Below are 15,682 nucleotides of genomic sequence, written 5' to 3' on the forward strand. Positions count from 1 at the left end.
TGGGCGTCGTGTACCAATACGTCATCCATCGTATAACCATCTTGTCCGATCGTTACGGATTTCAGTTTTAGGCCATCTAGCACAAGACCTTTATCCATGTTAGCGCCATAAACCATTTTCTCGCCATGGCGAAGGAAAATCGTACGATCCGCACGGTATTCCTTGTCTACGATACCTTTATGGATACCGTCATTAAAGATCACACAATTCACTAATACCTCCGTAACGGAAGCGCCTTTATGACGGGCGGAAGCCGTCAATACCTCGGTCGTATTCTTCAAATCCACGTCAATCGTACGGGCGAAGAAATTACCACGGGCACCCAACGCCAACTCGGCCGGGATAAACGGATCTTCCACCGTCCCATAAGGAGAGCTCTTGGATACGAAACCACGGTCAGATGTCGGGGAGTACTGTCCCTTCGTCAAACCATAGATCTTATTGTTGAAAAGAACGATATTCAAATCGATATTACGACGGACAGCGTGGATAAAATGATTACCGCCGATAGCCAAGCAGTCGCCATCACCCGTAATCAACCATACGCTCAAGTCCGGGCGAGCCGTCTTTACGCCGGTAGCGATAGCCGCTCCACGACCATGGATCGTATGGAAGCCATACGTATTCATATAATAAGGTAAGCGGGAAGAACAGCCGATACCTGAGATAACTGCCATATTGTGAGGAGCCACTCCTACCTCGGCCATAGCCTTATGCAGGCAATTCAGTACCGCATGGTCGCCACAACCCGGGCACCAACGTACGTACTGGTCGCTTTTATAATCTTTCGGTTGAAATTTAGTTTCTTCTGTTGTCATCTTTTAAGCCTCCAATATTTTAGTGAATTCCTCAACTAATCTCGCAACGACAAAAGGTTGTCCCTTTACACGATTGAAGCGATACGGGTTAAATCCGGGTACCTTTCCACGTAAATAGTTAGCGAACTGGCCGTTATTTTGCTCAGCCACCACCACTTTCTTATACTTAGAAAGAACCTCAGCCGTATTCTTAGGCAGCGGGTTGATAAACTTGAAGTGAGCGAAAGCCACCTTCTTGCCATTCTCTTGCATCGTCTCCATCGTCTCGTAAAGGTGTCCGTAGGTTCCACCCCAACCAACGATCAATAAATCAGCGTCCTCATCTCCGATCACTTCCAGTTCGGGGATATAGTCGGCGATCTTATCGATCTTAGCCTGACGGGTCGTCACCATCTTCTGGTGGTTAGCCGGATCGGTAGAGATCGCACTCGTCTCGTAGTCTTTCTCCAGACCGCCCAGACGATGAGCGAAACCTTCCGTTCCCGGAATCGCCCAGTAACGAACCAAGCTTTCCTTGTTACGACGATACGCCTTCCAGACTTTCTCGTCTTGATAATTAGCTACGTAATTCGGCTTAATCTCCGGATATTTATCCATTTCCGGAATTCTCCAAGCGGAAGAACCGTTAGCGATAAAGGCATCGGTCAACAAGATAACCGGAGTCATATGCTCCACGGCCAACTTACCCGCCCAAAATGCGGCATCAAAACAATCAGTCGGCGTAGAGGCCGCTATTACCACGGCAGGGCTCTCACCATTACGGCCATACAGAGCCTGCATCAAGTCCGTTTGCTCGCTCTTCGTCGGCAAGCCCGTAGAAGGACCGCCACGCTGAACATCGATAATCACCAAAGGCAACTCGGCGATTACAGCCAAACCGATCGCCTCGCTCTTCAAGGCAAGCCCCGGTCCGGAAGTAGATGTAGCCGCCAAGCAACCGGCGAAACTAGCTCCGATAGAAGTACAGATACCGGCGATCTCATCCTCGGCCTGAACCGTGATAACGCCTAAATCCTTACGTTTAGATAATTCATGTAAAATATCAGTAGCCGGAGTGATCGGGTAACTACCCAAGAACAACTGCAAACCAGCCTTCTCGGCAGCGGCTATCAAACCATAGGAAGTAGCCTTATTACCATTCACGTCCGTATAGAATCCAGGCTCGGCTTTCTTACTCTCGATACGATACGTAGAAACTGAGGCATGGATGTTATTACCATAATTATAACCGTCCGTCAAAGCCTTGATATTAGCTTGGGCGATAACCGGTTTCTTAGCGAACTTATTCTGCAACATGTGCATAGCCTCCTCCAGCGGACGCTCGAACAACCAGCAAACAAGTCCTAAGGCGAACATATTCTTACAGCGAAGAGCCGATTTATTGTCCAAGCCAAACTCAACCAATCCGTCTTTTACCATCGTAGAGATCGGAGCGGCAACAACCTGCACGCCAGTCAATCCCAGCTCAGTAAACGGATCATCGGTCGTAAACAAGGCCTTATCCAAATCACTTTTCTTGAAAGAGTCCGTGTCGATTAAAACAATCGCATTGGGTTTTAGGTGTTTTACGTTCACCTTTAGCGCGGCGGGATTCATGGCCACCAATACGTCGGCCTTATCACCGGGTGTGAAGATCTTGCGCGATCCCAAGTGCACTTGGAATCCAGATACACCACTTAGTGTTCCTTGTGGAGCACGTACTTCTGCCGGATAGTCTGGGAATGTAGAAATCTCGTTCCCGAAAACTGCGGACAGGTTTGAAAAGATTGTACCGGTTAACTGCATACCATCTCCCGAGTCTCCCGAGAAACGAATTACAACCTTCTCCAGCGTCTTAACTTTTGTCTGTTCTGCCATAATATACTTTATTAGCTTTATCGCTTATTGGTATTTAGATCGTCCGCAAAGTAAAGCATAAACTTTGCGAGTTCAAAACTTTTCCGCATCAAAAAGCAGAGAGGTATAGATCAAGATTATTAGATGATAGATTAAAATGATTAGACACATAACTATTCACTGTCTTCCCGTAATACATATATACTCCCGCCCTAAAGCCCTTATCCGATTTGATCATTCCTTGCACGGAACCGGCGTCGCCCAACGACAATAATAAAGGCACGAATATATTACTATAAGCCATCGAGGTAGTACGAGCCACCCGGTTGCTGATATTCAGTTTACAATAATGTAATACCCCATATTGCTCGAACACCGCAGGATCTTCCCTCGACAAGCAGCATGTCGTCTCAAAGCAACCGCCTTGGCTTACCCTCAGATCGATCACCAAAGCTCCCTTTTTCATCGTACGCACCAAGTCCGTAGCGATAATATAGCGATGTCTCGTATTAATATAACGCATCGCCCCGATCACCACGTCAGCGCTACGAAATGCGTTATGCAGCACATTCGGATGGAACGTGGAAGTAAAAAGCCCTTGCCCCAAGACCTGTTGTATTATACGCAATTTATTGATATCATCATCGAATACTTTCACGGATGCTCCCAAGGCCAACGCGGCACGCGCGGCCACGGTCCCGGCGTTTCCGGCCCCGATGATCACCACTTCCGTAGGGGATACGCCCGGGATACCGCCTAATAAGATCCCTTTACCTCCTTGGGTATTGCTCAACAGCTCGGAAGCGATCGTTATGGAAGCCGCCCCCTCGATCTCGGAAGTGACATTCAGCACCGGGAAACGATTATATTCATCCGCCATCAACTCATAAGAGATAGCGGTAATCCGTTTCGCCATCATCAACTCGAAAGCCTCTTGAGCGAATAAATTAAACTGCACCAATGAGAAAACGGTCGTGCGAGGTCTCATAAGCGCGATTTCCACCGGCAACGGAGGCAATATCTTCAAGATCAGATCCGCTTGGAAAACTTCCGCGGGCGTATCGACAATCTCCGCCCCCGCCTCCGAGAAATGATTATCGGAATAGTTGATGCCTAATCCGGCGCCACTTTCCACCAGCACCCGGTGACCGCAATCGGTCAGCATATCCACCGCCTCCGGAGTCAACGGCAAACGTTTTTCCGCCTCGCATCGTTCACGAGGAATACCGATAAGCAAACGATTATTCACCTTGCTGATCTCTTTCAATAATTCCTGCGGGATATAGGCCCCCTGTGCCTGCCGGCCGTCGTTCGCTTCCATATGCTATAGGATTTTCATTAACGCGTTCGATATGTCATGTACATCAGATTCTGTTAACATCTTCTCGGCATCAAACGTTATGGACGCCTTCGTATAAAACGGATTCCTTTTCTCCAGACTCTCGGCGATAAACGCCCTCAGTTCCTCCCCGGAACGTCCTTTCAACACCGGACGGGTATGTTTGCACAACTCCAGACGCTTCGCCAGCTCCTCGACTGACACCTTCAAGTAAACCGTCGTGCCAGAAGCGTTCATAAACTCCATGTTATCGAAAAAGCAAGGAGCGCCTCCTCCCGTGGAGATCAGCACGTCCTCAAACTCAGCGACCTCGTGAAGCATATTCCGTTCTATCTCTCGGAAAGCCTCCTCCCCTCTCTCGGCGAATATCTGCGAAACGGCCTTATGATAACGCCCTTCGATATAGTAATCAAGATCTATGAACGAAAGACCGGCGAGCTTGGCAAGCTCCTTTCCCACCGTTGTCTTGCCCGCTCCCATATATCCGACCAAAAAAACACGTTTCATACGTTATTATAATAGTTTTCGCAAATGTAAACTTTTTCCGGGAACTCTATCTTCTTTATTCCTAAGAATCAATAAAAAAATCATAGGCCAATGGCTTTTACGGTCTGGGTCGCACGATCCACTACCAATAAAGTATGACGAGCACCGGCTATTTTCTCGGGATAGACCATCGAATCTGTAAAGTCCTGCAATAATTTTCCGTTCTTAGGGCTGATCTCCCATAGCTCCGACCGTTTATCATCGACACGAAGCGTAACAAACAAACGATCCCCTACAAACGCTATCGCCTGGGGAGACTTTTCAAATCCCAATGTCACCAGATACGGCGCAAAGCCCGTGTCCCCTGCCCGAATGTCCGCAGGATCGAATAAATAGATCATATTTTTATTCTGGCCCGTCACATACAAAAAGCCATCATTTCGTGCCGCTACCGCATAAGTACCCATTGCCTCTTGTAAATTTACGCTACGGCTATATATAGGTACCCGAGCAGCGGAACCGGGCTGTACATCTTGCTCCAAGACAACTACCAGTTTCCGTTTATCCCGGATAAAGACAGCCCCTTGACTAGCCGTCACATCAAACGCATGAACGGTCTGATAACCACCCTCACCCCAAGTACCCGTACCGATACAAGTAATGAACTCATACGTTTCCGCATCGAACACATCCGTACGGCTTCCCGTATTCGTGACATATATTTTCCCATACGAGCGAGTCACGCCGTTTGGCTCCCCCGCAAAAGTCTCTTTCTTATCTCCATTCATCCACTCAACCATACTTTTCACATGATGTACATTACCGGAAGATACATCAAAAACCTCCAAACTATAATGTCCCGGAGCATCATTTACTACATATAGCGTATTCCCATAAAGATAGACCGCTTTCGGATGAAAAGTTTCCACAGTGGCACCGGGAATATCCAAGACAGAAAGTGTAAATGAGAGAGGAGAACCCTCATCACCAGCCCTATCCGTCTCCATCGGAGCAAGCCCAAGCCCGCCATCTATGGCATCCAATTCCGGATCATCGATAATGTATTTCGAGGAGGTATACACGTTTTTATTCTCTACCAGATTCTTATTCCTCCGGGTATGCAAGAAACGGCGGGAATAAACCGGTAATTTCTTGCTCACGGAAAGCTGTGAGTAAACCTTCATACAAATTGTAGGGAAACCGCCTTCCGCCGGATAGTACGTCATATTCCCACTATGCCCATACCCCAAGCAGTGCGCCAGCTCATGATACGGCGTGTCAGAGCCATTGGCATCGTCGGCATAATGGGTCAGATAGACATATTCACCTAGCCCAAAGGTATTTCCTCCACCCAGACCGACAACATTCACCACGCGTCCATAACACAACCCGCCATGATTTGTGATCTGTTTCTTCAACACATCTATATCCACGATTTGCTCGTTATTTATCAGCTTGCCGCTCCACTTCTCCAATTCCTCATCAAAAAGCGAGGAAGAAAACATCGCAGCCATATTCAAGGAAAGGGCAACCGCCTCACGAGCCAGATGTGGCCTGAAGTTACCCCAGTTTGAACCAGAATACTTACCAAACCAAATATTCCACTTTGGTTTCACGTTAATCATTCCTTGATATACCGGATCTCCACATTCAATCCGCAAACTTATATTCTCGGCCGCCATATCCGGATAGGCTTCTATGGTAACCTCCTCGCCGGAACGCGTATAATAAACCTTCGCCTGTTCCAGAAAAGGCAACTTCATTTTAAACTCCTGAAAAGGTAAAACCGTAGTAAACTCCGCAAACCGTACCTCGTCCTCATAGCCTTCAATCGTCGCCCATACGATCACGTTATGTATAGCCCTGGGTGAATAGAAACGAAGCATCAGCTCATTCTGCTCGGTAACCGACACCTGCAAAGGTTCATTCACCTTGAATTTTCGCTGCGACGAATCGAAAAGAACCTCGTCCGGTTCCTCATCCTGAAGGATATAAGAAGTATTCGACGAATCATAATCCTCCTCTGCCATCCGTATTAAACCATATTTACTCGTTCCTCCACTATTATCCACATCATCTTCATCCGAACATCCGAGAAGAAGAAAGCCTCCCATTACAAACAGAATGACACGAATGATCGTGTATCTCAACATTTCATTCATAAATAATCTCTTACCAGTTTTGGACGCAAAAATAGTATTTTTATTTAACTCGCATAAAAGTCACCGTTTTTATGTAATTTTGCCCCGTAGACAGATGTAGATTCGATGATGAAATTTATAGATAAGTTCAATACAATTATCCATAAGCCATTTTTCAGCAAATATAGTACCTTAATGGGGCTATGGGCATTGCTGGGGGTTATCGCATGGATTACCAAGTATTTCCCCGGGAAATATAATAACTTCTCGATCTTCAGGCAATCCTTTTGGCATACGTTGAATGAGTTACCGCTCTATGCCGCCTATCCGGAAGAATACAACGATATTTTTCACTACGGGCCGGTATTTAGCTTGATCATCGCTCCATTCGCCGTTACACCGTTATGGTTGGGATTGCTTACTTGGTCGGTGGCACAAAGCCTTTTCTTATTCTGGGCGATCAAGATGCTGCCGGGGATCAAGCGGGAACGTATCTTTATCTATTGGTTCTGTGCCCACGAGTTGCTTACCTCGCTTTTCATGTCGCAATTCAATATCAGTATCGCCGCTATCATTGTCCTCGCTTACGTATTGATAGAGAAAGAGAAAGACGTATGGGCCGCTTTCGTGATCATGTTGGGTACCTTTACTAAATTGTATGGGATCACGGGATTGGCGTTCTTCTTTTTCTCTCGCCATAAGATGAAGTTCAGCCTATCTTGCGTAGGATGGGCGGTCGTCATGGTCGTAGCCCCGATGATATTGTCCGGGCCGGATTATATAATGTCCCAATATACCGGTTGGTTCGAGGACTTATCCGGAAAAAATTCGGAGAACTTATTCGCGCTCATGCAGAACATTTCCTTCTTGGGAATGGTTCGTAAGATATCGGGATCGGTCAGTTACTCGGACATTTATCTGATAATAGGGGGATTAATATTATTCGGCCTGCCTTATCTACGCATCAGTCAATATAAATATGAGGCTTTCCGGAAAACGTTATTGGCCTCGGTGTTGATGTTTGTCGTACTGTTCAGCACGGGTAGCGAGTCCAGTACCTATATCATAGCGTTTATCGGAGTCGCTATTTGGTATACGGCTGTACCGTGGAAACGTTCGACATTGGATATTGTCTTGATGGTCTTCGCCTTTATATTGACCAGCATGTCTCCGTCCGATCTTTTCCCGAAATACATACGAGTGCATTATGTATACCCGTATGCGTTAAAAGCGTTGCCTTGTATGCTGATCTGGCTAAAGCTGACATTTGAGATGTGTACGAGGAGTTATAATCCGGTAAAGGTATAAATGGAATGAACGCACGAGCAGACATAGATTTGGTATTACCTTGTTACAACCCGCCTTCGGGCTGGGAGGAACGAGTAGCCACCCATTTCCGCGAAGTGGAGCGATTATTCAGCCCGGTACGTTTCCACCTTTTTATTGTCAGTGATGGTTCGAGACGGGGATACGAGCCGGAAACGATCGACCGCCTCCGGCAATTGATACCGGATGTCTGCGTCGTGGACTATAAGCCCAACCGGGGAAAAGGATATGCCTTGCGAGAGGCGGTAAAGCGATGTACCTCTCCTTACATTATTTATACAGACTACGATTTTCCATATACAAACGACTCATTCGGCAGGATGGTCGAGGCGTTGCTAGGAGGAGCGGACGTAGTCGTGGCTACCCGCGGCAAAAGTTATCAGGATAATCTACCTCCTTTCCGGCAAATGTTATCCAAACTGTCCCACATATGCAATACATGGGTCTTGCGGATCAAGATCAAGGATACGCAAGGGGGCATGAAGGGATTCAGCCAAGCGGGACAGGCGATATTCCTGACGACCCGTATCAATAGCTTCCTATTCGATACGGAATTTATCTATAAGGCAAGTCGCCGGAAAGAGATAAACTTACGGACGATCAACGCGAACATCAAAGAAGGACTGGCGGTATCCGATATGGGATTCAAGGTCCTGCGGCGGGAAGCGTTGAACTTCTTATCCATCTTATTTCATAGAGATTAATTGACATACATGATATTACTTAGTTTTGATATCGAGGAGTTTGACGCTCCATTGGAACACGGCGTGGAATTGCCGTTCGAGGAACAAATGCGTACTTCCGTAGAAGGAACCCGGAAGATACTGGCATGTCTGGCCCGTCACCGGGTAAAAGCGACTTTCTTTTGCACGGCGAACTTCGCCCTTCACGCAAAGGATTTGATCTTGGACATCCAAAAGGGTGGACATGAGATCGCTTCGCATGGTTTTTATCACTCGTCGTTCGAGACCGCCGATCTACGCAAGTCCAAAGAGGCATTGGAGGAACTGACCGGACAACCGGTGAACGGTTTCCGTATGGCCCGCATGATGCCCGTCGAAGAAGAAGAGATACATAAGGCCGGTTACTTATACAACTCGTCCTTGAACCCGACTTGTATTCCCGGCCGTTATAACCATCTGGGACAACCCCGCACCTATTTCATGAAAGATGGCGTATTGCAACTGCCCGCCTCGGTGACCCCGATCGTCCGTTTCCCCTTATTTTGGCTGGCTTACCATAACCTTCCGGCCACCTTGTATCGTAAGTTAGCGCTTTGGACTTGGAAAGAGGACGGTTATTTCCTAACCTATTTCCATCCGTGGGAGTTCACCTCCTTAAGTGATCGGAAAGAGCTAAAGTTACCGTTTATCATGACCAACCATTCCGGTTGCGGCATGGAAAGAAGGCTGGACGCCTTGATCCGTTTCTTCAAGGATAAAAGAGCGCCGTTCGGTACCTATACGCAATTCTCACAAGAAATCTTGAGTAAGAGTCATGGCCAAGAATAAGTTTTATGTCGTATGGAAAGGGTTGAACCCGGGAATCTATGATAACTGGGCGGAATGCAAGGCACAGGTAGACGGACAAGAGGGAGCCAAATATAAATCCTTCGAGAACCGGGAGGAAGCCGCCAAAGCCTTCGAGGCCGGCTATACCCATTACCTAAAGACCGCCTCTTCCCCGAAAGCCGTTGCCCGTCTCGCGCCGGAAGCCCCGATCGGGAACCCCATCAATGAGAGTCTTGCCGTAGACGCCGCCTGTAGCGGTAATCCCGGGGATATGGAGTACAGAGGCGTTTATACCGCTACCGGGCAAGAGATCTTCCATATCGGCCCGCTGAAGGAGGGCACGAACAATGTCGGGGAATTCCTCGCCTTAGTACACGGCCTCGCCTTGCTACAGCAAAAGGGAAGCGACCTGCCGATCTATTCGGATAGCCGCAACGCCATCAGCTGGGTCAAGAAAAAGAAATGCAAAACCCTGTTAGAACGCAAACCGGCCAACGAGCCGATCTTCGACCTCATCGAGCGGGCCGAGAAATGGTTGAACACCCATACCTATACCACCCAGATCCTCAAATGGGAAACATCCGTATGGGGGGAGATCCCGGCGGATTTCGGAAGGAAATGAGGTAAAGGTAATTAAAATTATATCGTATATTTGCCCAATATATCGAATTCAAGCCTATGAAGATCGCTTTCGACGCAAAACGGATTACGCATAACGCTACCGGACTGGGTAATTATAGCCGGTTCGTAGTGAATAGTTTGTCCGCTTCTTTCCCGGAGCATATCTATCAACTCTATACGCCGGGCAAAGGCAAAGAGGCGTTACGGAAACGGATCGAGGAGCGTCCTAGTGTCTCATTCCATTATCCGAAAGGCAGGTTCGATAAACTATTTCCGTCTTTATGGCGTACCTCCGGTCTAACGGCTACGCTTCGAAAAGAGCACGTAGATCTGTTCCATGGCTTGAGTAATGAGATTCCTATGAATCTAAAACAGAACGGAATCCCAGCGGTCGTAACGATACATGACTTGATCTTCTTGCGTTACCCGCAGCTTTATAAACCGATCGATCGTTCCATCTATACCTACAAATTCAAGCAAGCTTGTTTACGGTCGGACAAGATCATAGCGATCAGCAGGCAGACGATGCGAGACATCCGGGACTTCTTCAACATTCCGGAAAGCAAGATCGAGGTGGTTTACCAAGGTTGTGACCCGATATTCGGGCAAGCGGTTCAAGAAGACGTGAAATCGTCCGTACGCAAGAAATATCAGATAAACGGGCCTTATATATTATATGTAGGGAGCATCGAGGAACGGAAGAATTTATTGCTTCTGGTAAAAGCCCTGAAAGAGCTGAAAGAAGATATCTCCGTGATCGCTATCGGTAAGCATACGCCTTATACGGACACGGTAGAGACCTATATCCGGGAAAACAACCTGTCCGGTCGTGTCCGTATCTTGACTCATATACCTTTTAACGAATTAGCCGCTTTCTATCAGATGGCGACCTTATTTGTCTATCCCTCGTTTTTCGAAGGATTCGGTATCCCGATCTTAGAAGCCCAGCTTGCCGGTATTCCAGTGATAGCGGCTACCGGTTCTTGTCTGGAAGAGGCGGGCGGATCGTCCGCTCTATATACCGATCCGAGAAATGAGCAAGAGCTGCGCAGCTTGATAGAGTCCGTATTGAACGAGCCGAAGCTGGCCGAATCCATGCGTTCCGGCGGACGAGAGAATATGCGGCGATTCATGCCCGACGTATTGGCGGCTCATTTCATGCGAGTATACGAGAATATCTCACGATCTTAGCAAATCCATTTTATCCATACACAATGAATATACTTTTAGTCTATAAAGAAGCCGATATAGCGACCTACAAAATGCTGGAAGGATTGTCCAAGCTTGAGGACTTCAACATCTATATCGCTTCTCCCCAATCGTATACCGACAAAAAGATCTATGGGAATTGTACACCTTTGGATCTGCCGGTCATTACCTCGAAGTTCAACTGGAACGTTATTCGTGCCCTGCGCGAAATCATCAAGACTTATCGGATCGACCTGATCTACTCACCGAGTAGTTCCGGTTTATCTAACGCTCTATTCGCCTCCATAGGCACACGGGCGAAGAATATCGCATACCGAGGTACGCAGGCTAAATTGAAGCGGTTCGATCCGACCTATTATCTAGGCATCTTAAATCCCGCCGTGGAGCATGTCGTATGCGAGACCAAAGATATCGAGGAATATCTCTCCCGATTCATCGCACGAAAAAGGCTAACGACCAGCACAAAACCATTTGATATCGATTGGATCAAGGAGGCAGTCCGTACGCCCAAACAAGCAGACGATATTCCGGACGACGCCTTTCGTTGCATCTATATCGGAGCGACGAAGAACAGGCCGTTCAAAGGCTTAACCGATTTGATTCATGCGTTTATCTTATTGGATGATCCACGGGTACATCTTACAATCGTGGGAGAATATGGGGAAAATGATTTCCAATTAGCCCAACAGTCGAAGGTAAGCGCACAAATTCATTTTCTGGGACAGCGTTCCGACGCCATCTCTTTTCTGGTCACGTCCCAGTTGTTTATACTTCCCTCGCACCGGGATGCCTCCCCGAGAGTCGTGCGGGAGGCTATGGCTTGTTCCGTTCCTTGTATCGTAACAGACATACCGGGAGCAAGAGACTTAATCATAGACGGAGTCACCGGATTGTTAGTGCCGCCTTCTTCTCCTCAAAAAATGGCGGCGTCTATCCGCTCGCTTATCGATAACCCGGAACGATTGGAAGCGTTCGCCAAGGCCTCACGTGAGCATATCATCCAAGATTTCAGCGTAAAGGCTTATACAGACGGCTTCGCCACGTTATTCAGGTCGATCAAGAAAGCATAGATTATTTACAGATTCAGAAACAACGGATATAAGCTAATGAATAGCTATCATAAAGATGGTCCTTCATTCCATGTTTATATTGGAAGGACAGGATATTTTTCTTAAGCTCATAATTTAGCTTTGTCCGTAGAATCATCGGCTTATCCCCATTATCCCGATATCCCCGGAAACCGGCATAATTACAATCCAACGAGAACCCCCGATAGGTCCCTGACACACCTGCCCCATAACAGAAAGCGTCGTTCTGACGATTAACGACATCGTTAGTCATCCAACAATAAAAACCCGCTAAAGCTTGCACACGGATCGAAGCGTTTACATCTTTCCGCTTCCACAACGTACGTCCCAGATTGGCGTCGAACCAATAAGAGGCCGCATCCGTATAACGAGCGTCGCACAAGCGTCCGCCACTGGCGGTTTTCAGGTTGGCGCTTACCACGATATCCATCCATTTCTCGCTCCGGAGGGCTTGGAAATAAAAATTAAAGATCACGTCGCCCCGGCAAACAATCGGGGATTTCAGTTCTACCGCATAACGCTCATCCCGCACTTCCGGCGACATCTCATACCATTCTTGGAATACCCAACTGACATTCACCCCTACACGTCCCTTTACGACAGGAATGTATAAACGGGTAAAGATATCTTTCGTCTGATCGCCTCGCGTCTTATGATATTCCCCCCGAAGCTCCACTTCCCAACGGCTGGACAGGCTTCCTCCTACCAACTCGGGAATCGGAAAGGCATTTGGCCCGAAATAACGGGGCGAGTAAGTCAGATACTCTACCTTTTCCCACCATTCTAACGCCTTAACCGGAGATACATAGGTCAAAAGACAACTAACAACTAAGCAGAACCGGAGTATTTGTATTTTCATAAAAGTCTATAATTCAAATTCAATCTCATGCTTCAACGCATATTTCTTCCAGAAATGATTTCGATAATATAATATCCAACGAAGGCATTCCGCTTCATCAAAATGCCGGCTCTCGGCATAGGTCTCCGCCATTAAATGAAAAGCGGCTTCCCGTCCCCACAAGCGGGAGAAATTCTCGCATCCTCGTTTTAGCGAGACAGGTCCGAAGTGCATCCGGTTTATATCGATCAAGGAGAACTTAACCCCTTCCTCCGTACGATCGTACAATACATTTCCGGGAGAGAAATCGGCATGATAAACCTCCGCCTCATGCAACTTTGCCATATAAGTACCTAACGCACGGAAAATATCCTCGTTCTCCTCTACCGGACGCTGTCCGACTTTATACAATGTCTTATAGCTGGATTGCAGACTGATAAAATAACTATATTCCAAAAACCCTTTCTTCCTAAAAAGGATATAAGCGATCGGGGCAGGAGTCTCAAACCCCTTGGCAACCAATCGCAGAGCGTACTCATAGGCTCGCACAGCCTTAGGCTGACGGAAAAAACGATAAATAACACGGTTTATCAAGAGGGGGATTCTATACCGCTTGACATTCAGTTCCACACCATCTACCTCAAAAACCTTGATCTCATTCCTCGCCTTATAAATCGTTTTTCCCTCTTCTGAAAATATACGAGGTACACGCCTTACAAAATCCTCGAATCGCCCGTACGCCGGGTTAATGACCTCCTTCATCCGAAACCGTTTCATTTAAAGAGGTTAATACCTTGTTTATGATTAGATCCGGATTGAGCTGTTTCATACACGCCCAATCCTTCCGCAGGCAGGGCTTTTGGCCGAATACGGAACAAGGACGACAAGGTAAGTCCAACTGGATACAATCTTCCGGATCCTGATGATATCCGTAAAATCCGGCATAGGGATGGGTAGCGCCCCAAACGGAAAGCACCCGTGTACCGACCAAGGAAGCGAAATGCATATTGGCGGAATCCATGCAAATCAACAGATCCAACCGGCTGATCAAGGCCAGTTCCTGATCCAAGGAATACTTGCCCGCCACGCTTTTTACCCGGGGATACTCAAAAGCCCATTGATCCAAGAGCGCCTCCTCGTAGCCACGACCACCGAACAGGAAGATGGTAAAATCCTCTCGATCGGAAAGCTCGGCCATGACCAGCTCCATCTCCCCGGTCGGATAAATCTTTCCCCGGTGCTTGGCGAAGGGGGCGATACCGATCCATTTGCCCGTCTTCGTTCCCACAAGGGGTTCCAAGGCGGATAAATCAGGGGTCGAGGTCTCATAAAGCGAGGTGAACGATTCCGTATAGTTAAGCCCGGCGTTGCGGAACACATCCGCGTAACGTTCGATCACCGGGCGAAGTTGTTTAAATCGTTTATGCTTCGCGTCGGTCAACCGGGCACGATCTTTCCGGGCCTTATCCACGACAAACACCCGTCTGCCGTTCAAGCGGAACAGCGTACGGATGATCATGGTCCGCAATACGTCATGCAAATCCAGAACCACGTCGAAATCATATTTTACCAAGGCAGAGGCAAAACGAAGCAACCCCGCCAACGTTTTCTCCGTGCTCTTCGTATTGATACCGATCACGTTCACGTTCTTCGGGCGGTTGATAAAAACCGGGATCAAGAACGCTTGCGTCAACACGGTAAACGAGTCCGTAGGATTCGCCTTGGCTGCGGAATAGATAACGGGAACGGTCATCGCCACATCCCCGATAGCCGAAAGTCGTATTACTAATATATTTGCCATTATTTCTTACCGTACAACACAGGATTCAAGGCCGGGTCGTTGTACATCTTCATTTGCTTGTAGACCTTCATGTATTTCTTACCGTCACGGATATCGGATAGCAATTGATCCAAAGCCATCGACAAATCCTTCTTCTGCTCCATCAGCACCGCCAGTTTCTGCTCACAACGAGCCTTATGCTCGGCAGTAGCATCCGGACGGTTTGCCTCCTCACGCATATGATAGATCTTTAGCGTAAGGATAGAGAGACGATCGATCGCCCAAGCCGGGCTTTCCGTATTGATCGTAGCGTCCGGCAAGACTTTCACGTTCTTGTATTTATCCAGAAAGAAACTATCGATCAACTCTACCAAATCCGTACGATCTTGATTCGACTTGTCGATGCGGCGTTTGATAGCCAGCGCTTCCACCGGGTCGATCTCCGGATTCCGGATAATGTCCTCCAAATGCCATTGTACGGCATCGATCCAGTTCTTAAGATAAAGATAAAACTCGATGCTCTTTACCGCATAGGGATTATGCACTGTAGCATCTACATTGTCAGTTACATGATAAGCCTCCGTAGCTTGCTCAAAAATGCGGAAACATTGTTCGCTGAAGTTCATATATGATTCATTTTCTTTCTGTGAATACTTTGTGGGACAAAGATAATGCTTACGGATCAGAAA

Annotated in this window: 15 protein-coding genes; 6 read left to right on the top strand and 9 right to left on the bottom strand. The window is 47.5% G+C overall.

What is annotated here, in order from left to right; translation table 11 throughout:
• From QVP94_RS07580 to QVP94_RS07600, 5 genes are all read right to left on the bottom strand, one after another.
• Positions 1-818: 2-oxoacid:ferredoxin oxidoreductase subunit beta (locus QVP94_RS07580; RefSeq protein WP_288213204.1), on the bottom strand; the 818-nt coding region annotated here is incomplete at its 3' end.
• Between the two features lie 3 nt (positions 819-821).
• Positions 822-2,675, bottom strand: a complete 1,854-nt coding sequence (locus QVP94_RS07585) for a 2-oxoacid:acceptor oxidoreductase subunit alpha (RefSeq protein ID WP_005860728.1) — start codon at positions 2,673-2,675, stop codon at positions 822-824.
• An 88-nt stretch (positions 2,676-2,763) separates the two neighbouring features.
• Positions 2,764-3,975: an alanine dehydrogenase gene (locus QVP94_RS07590; protein WP_005860726.1), complete on the bottom strand. Its 1,212-nt coding sequence runs from the start codon at positions 3,973-3,975 to the stop codon at positions 2,764-2,766.
• Between the two features lie 3 nt (positions 3,976-3,978).
• Entirely contained in the window at positions 3,979-4,500 is a 522-nt protein-coding gene (locus tag QVP94_RS07595) for a shikimate kinase (RefSeq protein WP_005860724.1), read from the bottom strand.
• 80 nt (positions 4,501-4,580) lie between these two features.
• On the bottom strand, positions 4,581-6,632 hold the full coding sequence (locus tag QVP94_RS07600) for an NHL repeat-containing protein (RefSeq protein ID WP_288213205.1): 2,052 nt from the start codon (positions 6,630-6,632) through the stop codon (positions 4,581-4,583).
• Between the two features lie 114 nt (positions 6,633-6,746).
• Between QVP94_RS07600 and QVP94_RS07605 the strand changes: the two genes are divergently transcribed.
• Genes QVP94_RS07605 through QVP94_RS07630 form a run of 6 tightly spaced genes read left to right on the top strand, consistent with a single transcriptional unit; the run spans position 6,747 to position 12,357 of the window.
• Entirely contained in the window at positions 6,747-7,928 is a 1,182-nt protein-coding gene (locus QVP94_RS07605; RefSeq protein WP_130882477.1) for a glycosyltransferase family 87 protein, read from the top strand.
• Positions 7,929-7,933: 5 nt separating this feature from the next.
• Positions 7,934-8,650, top strand: a complete 717-nt coding sequence (locus tag QVP94_RS07610; RefSeq protein ID WP_005864051.1) for a glycosyltransferase family 2 protein — start codon at positions 7,934-7,936, stop codon at positions 8,648-8,650.
• Between the two features lie 9 nt (positions 8,651-8,659).
• Entirely contained in the window at positions 8,660-9,457 is a 798-nt protein-coding gene (locus QVP94_RS07615) for a polysaccharide deacetylase family protein (protein ID WP_009018725.1), read from the top strand.
• On the top strand, positions 9,444-10,079 hold the full coding sequence (locus QVP94_RS07620; RefSeq protein WP_022192297.1) for a ribonuclease H1 domain-containing protein: 636 nt from the start codon (positions 9,444-9,446) through the stop codon (positions 10,077-10,079). Before QVP94_RS07615 ends, QVP94_RS07620 begins: the two co-directional genes overlap by 14 nt.
• 56 nt (positions 10,080-10,135) lie before the next feature.
• Complete coding sequence (locus QVP94_RS07625; RefSeq protein WP_022192298.1) at positions 10,136-11,269, top strand: glycosyltransferase family 4 protein; 1,134 nt, start codon at positions 10,136-10,138, stop codon at positions 11,267-11,269.
• A 23-nt stretch (positions 11,270-11,292) separates the two neighbouring features.
• Complete coding sequence (locus QVP94_RS07630; protein WP_005864043.1) at positions 11,293-12,357, top strand: glycosyltransferase; 1,065 nt, start codon at positions 11,293-11,295, stop codon at positions 12,355-12,357.
• 13 nt (positions 12,358-12,370) lie between these two features.
• Here QVP94_RS07630 and QVP94_RS07635 read toward each other — a convergent pair whose 3' ends face one another.
• Genes QVP94_RS07635 through QVP94_RS07650 form a run of 4 tightly spaced genes read right to left on the bottom strand, consistent with a single transcriptional unit; the run spans position 12,371 to position 15,619 of the window.
• Positions 12,371-13,234 (bottom strand): hypothetical protein, encoded by an 864-nt coding sequence (locus QVP94_RS07635; RefSeq protein ID WP_022192299.1) that lies wholly within the window; start codon positions 13,232-13,234, stop codon positions 12,371-12,373.
• 6 nt (positions 13,235-13,240) lie between these two features.
• Entirely contained in the window at positions 13,241-13,975 is a 735-nt protein-coding gene (locus tag QVP94_RS07640) for a lipopolysaccharide kinase InaA family protein (protein WP_022192300.1), read from the bottom strand.
• Entirely contained in the window at positions 13,959-15,014 is a 1,056-nt protein-coding gene (locus tag QVP94_RS07645) for a glycosyltransferase family 9 protein (RefSeq protein ID WP_022192301.1), read from the bottom strand. The genes QVP94_RS07640 and QVP94_RS07645 overlap by 17 nt, the downstream gene beginning before the upstream one ends.
• Positions 15,014-15,619: a DUF4254 domain-containing protein gene (locus tag QVP94_RS07650; protein ID WP_005860709.1), complete on the bottom strand. Its 606-nt coding sequence runs from the start codon at positions 15,617-15,619 to the stop codon at positions 15,014-15,016. The genes QVP94_RS07645 and QVP94_RS07650 overlap by 1 nt, the downstream gene beginning before the upstream one ends.
• Positions 15,620-15,682 lie beyond the last annotated feature (63 nt).

Origin of the sequence: Parabacteroides sp. CAG:2, from assembly GCF_000436315.1 — a bacterium.
In the GTDB taxonomy this organism is placed as follows: domain Bacteria; phylum Bacteroidota; class Bacteroidia; order Bacteroidales; family Tannerellaceae; genus Parabacteroides; species Parabacteroides distasonis.